This is a genomic window from Amphibacillus cookii, from assembly GCF_016908375.1.
GTDB lineage: Bacteria > Bacillota > Bacilli > Bacillales > Amphibacillaceae > Amphibacillus_C > Amphibacillus_C cookii.
In genome coordinates, this window is record NZ_JAFBDS010000007.1 from 45,552 (window position 1) to 58,051 (window position 12,500).

General features: G+C 37.4%; 13 protein-coding genes and 1 other annotated feature. Of the genes, 8 read left to right on the plus strand and 5 right to left on the minus strand.

All coding sequences use genetic code 11. The annotated features are described in order from the left end of the window. Positions 1–79 precede the first annotated feature (79 nt). Positions 80–1,051 carry a glycosyltransferase gene (locus JOE23_RS11010; RefSeq protein WP_204438396.1) on the plus strand — a complete coding sequence of 324 codons (972 nt, stop codon included), beginning with the start codon at positions 80–82 and terminating at the stop codon, positions 1,049–1,051. Beyond that, positions 1,041–1,631, plus strand: coding sequence for a class I SAM-dependent methyltransferase (locus JOE23_RS11015; RefSeq protein WP_204438397.1), 591 nt, complete (start codon positions 1,041–1,043; stop codon positions 1,629–1,631). The genes JOE23_RS11010 and JOE23_RS11015 overlap by 11 nt, the downstream gene beginning before the upstream one ends. 246 nt (positions 1,632–1,877) lie before the next feature. Here JOE23_RS11015 and JOE23_RS11020 read toward each other — a convergent pair whose 3' ends face one another. Next, positions 1,878–3,836 carry a glycosyltransferase gene (locus JOE23_RS11020; RefSeq protein ID WP_204438399.1) on the minus strand — a complete coding sequence of 653 codons (1,959 nt, stop codon included), beginning with the start codon at positions 3,834–3,836 and terminating at the stop codon, positions 1,878–1,880. A 158-nt stretch (positions 3,837–3,994) separates the two neighbouring features. On the opposite strand from JOE23_RS11020, the gene JOE23_RS11025 reads away from it, so the two are divergent. The 5 genes from JOE23_RS11025 (at position 3,995) to JOE23_RS11045 (ending at position 9,100) form a co-directional block, all read left to right on the plus strand. Beyond that, entirely contained in the window at positions 3,995–4,474 is a 480-nt protein-coding gene (locus tag JOE23_RS11025; protein ID WP_204438401.1) for a cupin domain-containing protein, read from the plus strand. A gap of 216 nt (positions 4,475–4,690) precedes the next feature. Then, entirely contained in the window at positions 4,691–5,647 is a 957-nt protein-coding gene (locus JOE23_RS11030) for an HD domain-containing protein (RefSeq protein ID WP_204438403.1), read from the plus strand. 680 nt (positions 5,648–6,327) lie between these two features. Next, positions 6,328–6,578 (plus strand) — a binding site (T-box leader). Positions 6,579–6,701: 123 nt separating this feature from the next. Beyond that, on the plus strand, positions 6,702–7,949 hold the full coding sequence (locus JOE23_RS11035; RefSeq protein ID WP_204438406.1) for an MFS transporter: 1,248 nt from the start codon (positions 6,702–6,704) through the stop codon (positions 7,947–7,949). A 45-nt stretch (positions 7,950–7,994) separates the two neighbouring features. After that, complete coding sequence (locus JOE23_RS11040) at positions 7,995–8,531, plus strand: DUF4269 domain-containing protein (RefSeq protein ID WP_204438408.1); 537 nt, start codon at positions 7,995–7,997, stop codon at positions 8,529–8,531. Between the two features lie 17 nt (positions 8,532–8,548). Then, positions 8,549–9,100 carry a hypothetical protein gene (locus tag JOE23_RS11045; RefSeq protein WP_204438409.1) on the plus strand — a complete coding sequence of 184 codons (552 nt, stop codon included), beginning with the start codon at positions 8,549–8,551 and terminating at the stop codon, positions 9,098–9,100. A gap of 116 nt (positions 9,101–9,216) precedes the next feature. Here the strand turns inward: JOE23_RS11045 and JOE23_RS11050 are convergent, their stop codons facing one another. The 4 genes from JOE23_RS11050 to JOE23_RS11065 form a co-directional block, all read right to left on the minus strand. After that, a complete protein-coding gene (locus tag JOE23_RS11050) occupies positions 9,217–9,762 on the minus strand; it encodes a DinB family protein (RefSeq protein WP_239585387.1) in 546 nt (181 codons plus the stop codon). An 11-nt stretch (positions 9,763–9,773) separates the two neighbouring features. Beyond that, positions 9,774–10,280, minus strand: a complete 507-nt coding sequence (locus tag JOE23_RS11055) for a ClbS/DfsB family four-helix bundle protein (protein ID WP_204438410.1) — start codon at positions 10,278–10,280, stop codon at positions 9,774–9,776. An 89-nt stretch (positions 10,281–10,369) separates the two neighbouring features. Then, complete coding sequence (locus JOE23_RS11060; RefSeq protein ID WP_204438411.1) at positions 10,370–10,867, minus strand: DUF3278 domain-containing protein; 498 nt, start codon at positions 10,865–10,867, stop codon at positions 10,370–10,372. Then, the gene (locus tag JOE23_RS11065) at positions 10,848–11,060 is read right to left on the minus strand and encodes a helix-turn-helix transcriptional regulator (protein ID WP_204438412.1); all 213 of its coding nucleotides are present in this window, start codon (positions 11,058–11,060) and stop codon (positions 10,848–10,850) included. The genes JOE23_RS11060 and JOE23_RS11065 overlap by 20 nt, the downstream gene beginning before the upstream one ends. A gap of 582 nt (positions 11,061–11,642) precedes the next feature. On the opposite strand from JOE23_RS11065, the gene JOE23_RS11070 reads away from it, so the two are divergent. Then, positions 11,643–12,494 (plus strand): DUF72 domain-containing protein, encoded by an 852-nt coding sequence (locus tag JOE23_RS11070; RefSeq protein WP_204438413.1) that lies wholly within the window; start codon positions 11,643–11,645, stop codon positions 12,492–12,494. Positions 12,495–12,500 lie beyond the last annotated feature (6 nt).

The following is a 12,500-nucleotide window of genomic DNA, read 5'->3' on the forward strand; positions in this document are numbered from 1 at the left end:
CTATAAGCGACATTTGGCTCTGTCGACTTTTCTTTTATGATCATAAGATAAAGAAGAAAATGATAGGGGGAGAAGACGAATGTCAGGGCAATTAAAGGGTTCACGTCTTAAACTCTTAATACTGATTAAACGCTTTGATAAGCATTTTCCAAAGCATCGGATGAAATATGAGATGATTAAAGCTTTAGAACAGTTTGCAGATGTTTATTATTGGCATCAAGATGGTGATATTAAAGAGATTATTAATCAAATAGGTGTGACACCTGATTTTATTTTGCATTATGATACGGCGTGGAACTATACCTTCGCGCCCCATGTGGAAAAATTAGATGAGATCTCTATCCCAAAAGGGTGTTTTGTAATTGATGTGCATTGGAAAAAACAAAAGCGTGTTCAATATTTTAATGAAAATCAAATAGATTTGATTTTTTCTGTTTCAAAATACCCTTTCTTAAAAGCATTTCCTTCATTTGAAAAGAGATGGCGTTGGGTGCCGTTTTCAATTGATCCAACTGTATTCAAAGATTGGCAACAATCAAAAGAATATGCTTATTTATTAATGGGACTTGTTCATTATGATGGGCTTCGTTACCCAGCAAAGGGACGCTACGCTTTTAGAGAACAAGTGTTGAGTCAGCTTGGTAACGAAGACGGTTTTGTCTTTTTTAAACATCCTGGGCATCTCACTAAGAAAACACAGCTGTTAAATGAACAGTTTGCCCAACATTTAAATCGTGCTGAGATCTTTTTTACTTGTGGTAGTGTGATGCAATATCCAGTATCTAAGTTCTTTGAAGCGCCGGCATGTCGAACCCTGTTATTGGCGGAAAGCAATCCGGATATTGAAGAACTTGGGTTCATTGATGGCGAACATTTTGTTGCTTGTAATCAAACGAATGTCTATCAAAATGCCCTTTATTATCATGAAAATCCTAAAGAACGACAAGAAATAACGGATAAAGGCTATGCCTTTGTTCAACAGTGGCATACGAACCAAGTACGGGCTCAACAATGGATTAAGGAAATGGAGGTGTTTTTACATGGTAGCTAACAAGAAAGAGAAAGACGCTGACTTTTATAATCAAGTTTATCTTGATGGTGGGCAAAATCGAATGTATAAGGTTCCTTATCAAGACAGTCCTTACTTTCCAATCTGGAAGCGGGCTATGGAAGTGCTTGAATTGAAAGATAAACCGAAAATTTTGGAGTTAGGCTGTGGTGTTGGGCAATTTGCTCAATTTCTCTTCACATACAATATTGATCATTACATGGGAATTGATTATAGTGAAGAGGCGATTAAGCAAGCTAAAGCGAGTAATCCATCATATAAAGAATGTTTTATTGTTGATGATATCTACCAGACGACATGGATGGACTCAGACTATCAAATTGTTATTTTGTTTGAAGTCTTAGAGCATCTTGAACATGATTTAGCTGTGTTAGCTCGCATAAAGAAAGGAAGCCAGGTCTGTTTATCTGTTCCGAATTTTGATAGCACAAGTCATGTTCGCTACTTCCCAACAGAGCAAGCGGTTATCGCGCGTTATCAAGAACATTTACAGATTGGAACCCTTTCAACTTTTTCTATTAGTCAAAAAAATAAATTGTATTTATTAACAGGTGTTAAATAAAACGAAGCTTCAATTAGCGGGCGGAGGGCTACAGGACGTGGCGGTCTTAGTCTAAGATCTTACCCCCCCACTGATGGAACACAAGCTAACGTCTTCGCGTCGTGCGAAAACGCTTGTGTGACCAACATCCTGTTGGCCCGAGTGAATCACGCATTAGCGTCCGTTACCGCGCGGCTAACTCGCATGATCACTCCTCTGTATGTTGAGGCGGACGGTTATCTGTAATAAAACGTACCGAAGCTCGATTCAACTTTCTGAATCGAGCTTCGGTTTCATTTGTTTTAAGCGATCTTTAATGGATGTAACTTGTTTTTGGTAAAGGGAGTCATAATGCAGACTCTTTTTAAAATGCTCCTGTATTTTCTCGGATAAAGCTAAGAAATCTTCTTGTCTTAATGGAAGAGTGGTGTGATATTGCTTGAGCGTGTTCCAATATAATTTTCCAACATAAAAGTGCTTGCTAGCTTGTTGTTCAGCTTGATTTAAAACGGTCCAGTCAATGTTAGGTAAATAAGTATCGACAGTGAAATTAGACACAATATAGTCAATTAAATAGATCATCGATACGATTCGTTCATCACTAAATGACAGGTTATGGTCATGACGGCGGTGACAAAGGACAGGTTGATCAAGGTGATGGTAGCGCCAGCCACGTTTAACGTTAACGAGACAATTCAATGTATCGCCTGCGATCGGTTTATCTGGATCGACTATCCAGTTATAATCATGGTCACGATAATAAGCCAGTTTGAACAAACCAATCATTGGTATGACACCCGATCCGAACCGTTCAAAAATAGTTTGCACGATGGCCTGATCATTGTAAGTTTGATAATGCCATGTTGTTATGGGCTTTTCATTGTCATCAACAAGCATTAAATTGCCATAAACGTAATCAACATCATGATGTTGATTAAAAAAGTGCACGTAGTTCATTAACACATGTTGGTCGAATAAATAATCATCAGAACTGAGCGGTAGCAGATATTCACCTGAAGCTGTTTCGATTAAATCACGCATGGCGATATCAGGAAGTCCTGTATTGTGATCATGAACAATAACTGATATGTTAGCGTATTTATTTGTGTACTGTTTAATGCGTTCAATTGAATGATCGGTGGAGTGATCATCTATAATGATAATCTCAATATTTGAGTAGGTTTGAGCTAGAACAGAACGCAAGCACCGGTCAAGATAATTGGCATAATTGTAGTTAATAATGCCGACCGTTACTTTTGGCTGTTGCTTGGCATCTATCGTGACCGGTGATGAAATGGATTGTGATAATTCTTCAATGACGTTGTTAATTTTTTCCGTTTTTTCAGTTAAATGATAGTGTTCTTCAATAAAGCGCCGATATCCCTTTGCGTCGTAGGGTTGGTTGATCACCATATCGACAAACTCAGGTATTGAACTCCAAATCATTGAGGGTTCATAAATAGAATGGGCACCATAGAAGTTGTGGACAAGCGGTTTAATCCCTTTTGCCATGCCTTCCATAATCGACATATGTTGTGTCTCAAATAGACTAGACGAGATGATGTAGTCTTTATCGGCTAAGTAGTGATTCGGATCCGTTTGCCAACCATCAAACTTCACATATTTTTCTAGATCAAGTGCTTTTAAGATTTGATTGAAATAGAGTTGATAACGTTGATCTTGGAAAGTCCCGGCGATATGCAACCGATAATTCGAATCTTGTTCATGTAAAGCTTTAAATGCATGGATTAACAACATCGGTCCTTTTTTATAATTGATATATCCTAGTGAAGTCAACCGATAACCGTCTCGAGGCGTTTTATATGTGTATTTGGCTAAGTCAACCCCATTTTCAATCACGCGTATTTGTTGCTCAGTCAACTGAGGTAACCGCTGTTTGACATATGCTTTGATCGGTTCACCAACAAAGATGATCCGATCAATTGTGTTTAAGTTCACTTGTTTAATATAGTTTGTAAAAGCTTCATAGCTATGAAGACGACAAATTATTTTTTTGTGATAAGCGAAGGCAAGTTTACTTCCATAAACGATGAGATCATCACACCATTCAAACCAACAAATATCAGCCCACTGCATGTTCACATCAATTTGTTGCTTCTCTTTTACTAAAACTTTCTTTGTGGTATGTGATTGAGCTAAATGATTGATAATCGGATTTAAAAAGTTATCTAAACCTGGTTTAACAAAAAAAACAATATTCACCATGTCTTTACGCATCCTTTTTTGAAACAGTTTTATGTGTAGTTATTGTATTCATTTCAGTTCGCTTCGCGTGTGTATTTGTAATATAAGATGGGATTAAAGGCACCTAGATAAAAAATAGGCATATATTAATACATCATAAAATAAAGGAGTAAACGATTATGTATTATTATCAAAATATCCCATATTATCATCTACCTGCTCAACCTCACCGTGGCTATCCTGACAGACAACAGCATCAAGAAGATCATGGAAAGCATCCTTATGTTACAAATATTAATCGAGCAACGAAGGAGAACAGGAATTTTCGTAAAGCATTATGGACAGGAGAACATTTGCAAGTGACATTAATGAGCATTGATGTCGGTGATGATATCGGACTCGAGATTCATCGTGATACCGATCAATTTTTAAGAATTGAACAAGGGCGAGCGCTAGTACGAATGGGTAATCGAAGAGATCATTTGCCTTTTCAACAACATGCAAATAAAGATGACGCAATTATGGTACCGGCGGGTACTTGGCATAACGTGATTAATACAGGTCACGTTCCATTAAAACTTTATTCCATTTATGCACCACCACACCATCCGTTTGGAACCGTCCATCGAACAAAAGAAGACGCCATACATCACCATTAATGGTTTGGTAGGTGGTTGATAGTGAAAGGGGTCCTTTAACGGGCAGCGATATTAGCATCATAAGCGTAGAACGATCATATTAACTGCCCGTGAAATAGGACGCGTCTTTCCGTTCCCTTTCAAGATGATACAATTTAAGTGGAAAAGTCTCTGTGTTTAGTGGATAATAGTGATCGACAAAATTGAATGATAGATGATTGAAGAGGAGGAGATCGTGTGAAAGGCACAATGGATTTGATTTCAGAGCCGTTATATCCGAACATTAAACCATTTGAATGGGAACTAGCGTTATTTAAAAGTAAACCTGTACGACGGCTTAAGCATTTAGCTCATTTTGGTGCAGGGGCATTAGTATCTCCTGTTGTGCATAGTCGGTATGAGCATACCATTGGCGTCTGGAAATTGGTTAGTTTATTTTTCCCTGATGCTATTAATCTTCGAGTAGCAGCCATTCTTCACGATATTGGTCACTTACCTTTTTCACATGCTGTCGAAGTGCCATTGGGGTTTGATCACCATCAGTTAACCCGAAATTATATTCAAGAACAGGAAATAACCCATATTCTTGAGAGTGTAGAGATTGAATCGAAAACGATTATTGATTTGTTGGACATGCCTACAGTGATAACTGGAAAAGGGAAAGTGTTAGGGCTTGATCATTTAGATAGTTTCTTTCGCGATACATATATGTCTGGTCAATTAACAAAGCTACCTGGATCAATTTTAGCTAACTTAACATGTACAGCCGAAGGTATTGAAACAGATCGAGAAACAGGATGTGAATTAATGACTCTTATTCTAGCTGATCATCAACTTTTTTTATCACCTTATATGGTTGCGGTTGATCGGTTATTGGCTGAAGCAGTAAAGGCACATTGGCTAGCGATAGATAAAGTTGATAAATATCAATTTGCGCGTATGACTGATGCAGATCTAATTTTTATGTTACAACATTCTCCTTCAGATAAAGCAAGGCAATTAATCGATACGATTTTGTTTAATCCCGCTCAAATAAAGATAAGCAAGCAAGCGTCGGTTAACAGTTATCCCATCAGTGTTAGAAAAATATATAACAAGCTTCCTAGAGTGAACACGACATGTCTAAATGAAGCAAACAGAATGGAAGAAAAGCTAGCAGGTTTGGCCTTTGATGAACAATATGTGTCTGTCTAAATGAGAGGTGAAAAAATAAACTTTACAGAAGCAATGGAAAGTGTTAAGCTATTCGAAATTACTCAACTTTCGCACACTGAAAATAGTCATTCAACCTTCTCATACGTTAAGAACGTTATTTCGTTCCGAAAAGCAAGGGATTCGCTTTTCGCGGGGATGGCTTCAGCTAACTTTAGAAGCTAAGAGCGCTTCTAAAGCGGATCTTCAGCTCATCCTATTCCCGCAGAAGTCTCCTCCCTTGCTTATCTCCACTTAGACGGGTGGTTCATACGGAATGCGAAAGCCCAACCGCACGAAATAAAGCGAAGAAGATGTGACACGACTAGAATTAAGAAGTTTCTTATTTTGAGACGCCATTCCGATGTCTTCATGATCTACATGGTGTAAATCTAACGTCCACGGATTGAAATGGCGTTTGATGAGATCTTGAAAGATAACCATTATGAAGATAGATGTTACTATTTAGCAGGTGAGCTATGTGTAGACTCCTGTGGGTGTAGCGTGAGCTTGAGATCCACTTTGCCAAGTGGTTTTTTGACTGGGCAAAGTTAGCTCAAGCCACGCCCGCGGCTAGGGAGACACTGCGTTTACCAAGATGTCTCCCTTGTACTTGGGAGAGTGAAAGCGGAACATAGCTAACCTGCGCGTCTAAAACAAAAGTTTTATAATCAATCGAAAAATAATAAGCAATGATGAGAAGAGTAGATAAATGATAGCTTTGCAGAGAGCTCCGTTAGCTGAAAAGGAGCAAGCTGGATTTTGTTGAACCAAACCTCTGAGCTTTACACTGGATCCAGTATAGGTGATAGTGTAACGGGAGCTCCCGTTACAGAGCTAGGGTATAAGGACATCATACTGTACCCGATAAGGTTAATATAGTGATATATTAATAAACTGAGGTGGCACCGCGATCATAAATCCCGCCCTCAAGACTAGGTCTTGGGGGTGGGATTTTTCTATGTTAAACAAATGCAAAGCCATAATGTGAATGGTTAAAAATACCAAATAAAAATAGCAGTATGCCAACTATGAATCGTGATCGGGGGAGAGATTTATGAAGTCAAATTTGAATGCGCGTATAACTTATCGCTTCATTTTTTTATTTGTTATTGGTTTGTCACATGTAGGGGAATGGTTATATTTTATTGCACTAAATTTAATTATTTTAGAGAGAACAGGTACTCCTGCAGCGTTAACGGGCTTATATTTAATCAAACCATTAGCGGCCATGTTTGCAAGCTTTTGGATCGGAAGTGTGATTGACCGCTTAAATAAGCGTCAGTTAATGGTGTGGCTAGATTTAATTCGTGCAGGCCTTATCATCCTGTTACCATTGCAAAAGCAGTTAACGGTTATTTATATACTCGTCTTTGCTATTAATATAGCAAGTGCCATGTTTGGGCCCACTTCAATTATTTATATGACAAAGTTAATTGAAGAAAAACAACGCAAGTCATTTAATGCGTTTCATAGTCTGGTTACATCAGGCGCTTTTTTGATTGGGCCTGCCTTAGCGGGAATATTGTTTGGATTGGGCACCCCACTTTTGGCGATTTATTTTAATAGCGTTGCTTTGCTGGTATCTGGTATATTAACACTGTTTATCCCAGATGTTGAAGCGGTAGACGGCACGTTAAGCCCATCCAATCGATTGTCGTTTCAACAACTAAAGCAAGACTGGCGATCGGTTCTTATTTTTAGTCGGCAATTTCGTTTAATTATGTTTATTTATTTTTTATTCAATGCCACTATGATTGGCATGACAAGTGCAGTTGATTCATTGGAAGCCGCTTTTGCTACAGATGTATTAGCTTTGTCTGATCAGTCATATGGTTTCTTAGTGACACTTGCTGGGATAGGGGTGTTGATTGGCGCATCACTCAATACCAGGATGGTTAACAAATATAATCAATCCTTTATGATGGGAGCGAGTGCGGTTCTTGTTTCTATTGGCTATTGGGTTTATGGATGGTCAAGCACATTTGTGATTGCCGGATTTGGCTTTCTTATCATTGGCTTTTTTACTTCATTTGCAAATACAGCTTTTTTAACATTCTATCAGCATCATGTCCCTATCGATATGATGGGACGAATAAGTAGTGTTTACCAAATGGCTGAAGCGCTATTTATTATGTTGATGACGGGTCTTATTGGTCTATCAACAGCCTTTTTTTCACTACGTTACATTGTATTATCTGGTGTCGCAGTGATGTCAATGTTCGCTCTATTACTTTGTTATTTGCTGATTGTCCATGTTAAACGATCCAAACCTCTACATCATCGATCAACTGACATGGTATAATATGTTGTACTGCATCTGAGCCATTTAAATCAAGGGGGAATCTTGATGTATTTTACGATTGCGTATTTAAAAGAGGGAAATGCAAAACAAAAGTACGTGTATCAGGTATTACAACAATTAGGAATAATGAATGACTTTTCCCACTACTCCCCAGTTTTATGTGGGACCATCCCGTTAGCTATCGATCATGATCACTCTGATTTGGATATTATTATGACGGTCAAGGACTTTAATGTGTTCACTGATGAGGTTAAAGAAGCTTATCGTCAAATGGAAGGATTTCGTGTTAAACTTTATAATGTGCGAAATATACCAACAGTAAAAGTTAATTTCTACTATCATAAATTAGCTTTTGAAATCTTCGGGCAAAACAAGCCAGTGATGGAACAAAATGCTTATTCACATATGATAATAGAAGCAAAATTACTTAGTAAATTCCCGGAATTTAGAAATAAAGTGATCGCATATAAAAAGCAAGGTTATCATACAGAAGCCGCTTTTTGTAAAGTGTTAGATTTATCAGGAAGTGATCCTTTTTCAACACTTTTAGATTATGGCAGAGAAAAGAATTGGATTAATTAAAAAAGGGGCGGAGTATGTTGCCAGAACGAATAATACGTGTACTACACATCGGAAAACGAGTAAGTATCTTGAAAAAATTGACAGAAGCATGCATTGAGTACGGCTTTCATGCGAGTTGGACGAATCAACTTAAGCAAATTGAAGTAATCACAGCAACTTATCAAGCTAGTGATTATGATGTGATTACCTTTGAACAAGACATAAATACGGAAACAAAAGAAAAGTTAATGATAAGATTTACAAAGCAAAATCCTCAAATTAAATCGATCACGCGACTGGCTGAAATGCCAAGTCTTGTTATTGACCAAGTGCAACAATTGTTTCGTTCAGATCAACACGGTTTACATATTGAGCGGATAGCTCCTAATCAAATCGAGTTAGCCAATCAAAAAAGTTGTCATATAATCGTGAAACATTATTGGGTAAATTGGCTATACCAAAAGAAAGAAGCTATTTTATTAAATCTTGAAGTTGATAAAGGCGAAATGACTGTGGCGTGGCCTGATAAATCAAAACAAAGTTATATCAGTATTGTCGTCGACGATCAGGTGGTTGAGGTATTAAGTTAAGAGTAGTGTATCAACTGATTTCATAGGGATTGTAGCCCAATGGTCGAACATATTTGTGTAAATAGCTCCTTACGTGTTTGGATGTTTACTCACATGTGTTACTTTCCGAATAAATATCAGTTTCTATAATATTTTTGGCAAAGATTAAAGTGGTGCTGCTCATGAATACCGATTAAATCAATACTTTGAATCAGGTTAGGATAGTGGGCAATTGGATCAGGGTAGCGAATATGTCCGGCTATTCTTTCATTTAGTTTGGTCACCATCGACTCTAATTTTTTTGTTTCATGAGTGATTTCTTTAAATAGAGCACGCGTGCTTATCAATTGTTCACCATGTTTAGGCGGCATAATTATAGAAGGCGCTCGCATGGCTTTGTTGTGTTTTTGACTATATTCTTGGTAGATATTGTTTATCTGTATTGGATAGAGTGAATGTTTCCAAATATATGCTATTGGCTTGGCTAATGGTAAATAAACGGTATTGAGTTGTCTAAAACGTTTAATCATTAAATACAGGTGATAATAAGTTTCGCCAATAGACCATTTATTTATTTGTGGACGATCCCAGATTTGCCAATGATTTTTCGCTATGAGATGGTTGAACGTCTCTCTTTGATCATAGATCTTTTTAAAATGCTTCGTCATAGATTCGTTCTGCATGATTTCCCCATTCAGCTTAATTGTTTTTTATACTTTTTTAATTTCTTTAAAGCCCAATCGTAGTGACTTGATGTCGCAGATACAAGATAAGAGCCTAAAGAGGTTGTATTTGTCCACTGATAATATTTTTTAGTAAAGAGCTCTTCATTACTATGGCGATCAATTAAACAGATCATTTCATGGTGTGAACGCTCTAATAATGCCTTAGCTGTTTGCAAATCTGTATCTTGATAATCAAGCCAAATCGCATGATTTAGTTCTGATATTGTTTTCCAACTGTATCCTTTTCTCGGCATAATCGGTTTTTCTCCACCCATCCCAACTTGATACCATTGCTTCATCATGTTGTGCCATTCATGAAGATGAACAAGGACATCACGAATATTACGATCACGGTCTTCAAATGGGAAAATGCCGTTTTGTTGTACGTCTGTCATTGTGTTGATTAATGTTAGTAACGCTTGATAATTCTGTTCAGCTGCTTCGAGAAGTTCTACTTTTGACTTTGGTCTTGCCACGTTTTCCACTTCCTTATATTTATTTTTTCTTGAGAACGTCTAACTTTATTACAAATAACCATCTGCAAAATACCCATTGAAGGTTCGTTTTACTCAACAATCGTTAACTTTGATTTACCAGAAAAGTACATGGAGGTGCCAAATAATGCGCCACCACACAACCAGATGGTGAGATGGATGAAGCCATAATTATACGTCCCAGTATATAGGAAATCAAAGAACCCCATTAAGGCAAACATCTCTAATCCCCAAGTTATCCCCATAAATACCGCTTGCCATTTCATTTTTTTCTTTAATATCATGTAATCTTGATAGCTGTAAATTTCTTCAATATCTACTTTTGAAACCCGTAACCTAATTGTAATGACCCCAGCATAAGTTAAATTCATAATGAGAATAAAAAAGTAGTCAATCGATGGACTCGTCTGTTGATAATTAATAAAAAAGAGTCTGACGAACATATAGATCATACTTATACACCACAGTATCATCCCTGTATGTCCAAGGATTTGATAAATCTCTTGATGTTGAAATTCATCACGATTACTTGAGAAACCTAATATTCTATTAATTAATTTTGTCTTCATCTTGTTCTGCCTCCCAAAACAATGTGTTTAAATCGGTATGTAATGCTTTAGCGATGTTGATACATAACATCAAAGAAGGATTGTATTTATCTTTTTCAATCATATTAATGGTTTGTCTGGATACACCGATGCTTTTAGCCAAGTTTGCTTGTGTTAGTCCATGCTTTTTTCGATAATAGGCGACACGATTCATTAAACGGTTCTCTCCTAGCTTAGATGATCAATTCGATGTCAATTATATTAGACAACATCCGGGGTGTCAATTATATTAGATAAAACGAAACTTCAATATTGAGTCAAAAACGACAACGATAGAAACTAGTGCAAAACATACAGGTGAAGTGGTTAAGGAAGGTTTTTCACAAGTTAATCAGTTGACCGAGACGATACAGCAAGTTTACAGGTAACTGTCACTGAAATGGAGGTATTAAATCAATCAATAGCAAAAGTAGAGACGATTTTAAAAACCATTTCGGATATTGTAGATCCTTGTTTTATTGTGTCCATGTTTAAACTTGGAGATATATAAAGTGCACCAATTCCAGTTGGATCGAGCCACCTTTATGGTCAGGAAAAGCAATTAAATCTGAACCAAATTTTGAATATTTATACGGGTAATGAAACAATTGAATCAAGCGATTAAATAACAAGTCAAGCTGTTCGAAGCATTCGTGCAGCCTGACTTGTTAAAAAGACTAGTTTGCTGTTCGAGTGGAAAAAGATATGTTAAACTATGGTAAACGATTGTATAGGAAAAGTAGGAGGATGTTTGTTCATGATTTATATAGGTCTAACAGGCTGGGGCGATCATTATTCATTATATCCTGCTGATTTAAAGGCTAAAGACAAACTTGCTGAATATAGTAGTTATTTTCCAACGGTTGAGGTTGACGCTTCTTTTTATGCTGTTCAGCCGATCCGGAACGCTGAAAAATGGGTAAACGAAACCCCGCAATCGTTTCGTTTTGTTGTGAAAGCATACCAAGGGATGACCGGTCATCAACGAACAGAACTGCCTTATCCAAACAAAACAGAAATGTTTGAAGCCTTTAAGGCATCACTCGTCCCTTACATAGAAGCAGATAAACTGGCGATGGTACTTTTTCAATTTCCGCCTTGGTTTGATTGTAAAGAAGAACATATCCTCTATTTGAAATATTGTAAACAACGGATGGACAACATCCCGGTTGCATTAGAGTTTAGACATCAGTCTTGGTTTGCTAAATCGAACCGTGAGAAAACATTAGCCTATATGCGAACTGACAACTGGATTCATACCATCGCTGATGAACCCCAAGCTGGTGATGGTTCAATTCCAATCGTCCCTGTAGCAACCAATCAGCAAACAACGCTGATTAGATTTCATGGTCGAAATGTTCACGGGTGGAACAGACCGAAAACAAAGTCTACCAATTGGCGGGAAGTCAGGTATCTATATAATTATAATCAAGCAGAATTATTGGAATGGAAACAGCGTATCAAAGCACTTGAAGAACAGTCACAAGACATCTATCTGTTGTTCAATAATAATTCAGGTGGAGATGCGGCAAATAATGCCCAAGCCCTGCAACGGATGTTGGGTATTGGCTATCAGGACTTAGCATCACAACAACTTCGGTTATTTTGAAAAGAT

What these genes read in the sequence shown, in the direction of transcription:
- JOE23_RS11010 (WP_204438396.1), top strand. Translation starts at nt 80, where the DNA reads ATGTCAGGGCAATTAAAGGGTTCACGTCTTAAACTCTTAATACTGATT.
- JOE23_RS11015 (WP_204438397.1), top strand. Translation starts at nt 1,041, where the DNA reads ATGGTAGCTAACAAGAAAGAGAAAGACGCTGACTTTTATAATCAAGTT.
- JOE23_RS11020 (WP_204438399.1), bottom strand. Translation starts at nt 3,836, where the DNA reads ATGGTGAATATTGTTTTTTTTGTTAAACCAGGTTTAGATAACTTTTTA.
- JOE23_RS11025 (WP_204438401.1), top strand. Translation starts at nt 3,995, where the DNA reads ATGTATTATTATCAAAATATCCCATATTATCATCTACCTGCTCAACCT.
- JOE23_RS11035 (WP_204438406.1), top strand. Translation starts at nt 6,702, where the DNA reads ATGAAGTCAAATTTGAATGCGCGTATAACTTATCGCTTCATTTTTTTA.
- JOE23_RS11040 (WP_204438408.1), top strand. Translation starts at nt 7,995, where the DNA reads ATGTATTTTACGATTGCGTATTTAAAAGAGGGAAATGCAAAACAAAAG.
- JOE23_RS11050 (WP_239585387.1), bottom strand. Translation starts at nt 9,762, where the DNA reads ATGCAGAACGAATCTATGACGAAGCATTTTAAAAAGATCTATGATCAA.
- JOE23_RS11060 (WP_204438411.1), bottom strand. Translation starts at nt 10,867, where the DNA reads ATGAAGACAAAATTAATTAATAGAATATTAGGTTTCTCAAGTAATCGT.
- JOE23_RS11065 (WP_204438412.1), bottom strand. Translation starts at nt 11,060, where the DNA reads ATGAATCGTGTCGCCTATTATCGAAAAAAGCATGGACTAACACAAGCA.
- JOE23_RS11070 (WP_204438413.1), top strand. Translation starts at nt 11,643, where the DNA reads ATGATTTATATAGGTCTAACAGGCTGGGGCGATCATTATTCATTATAT.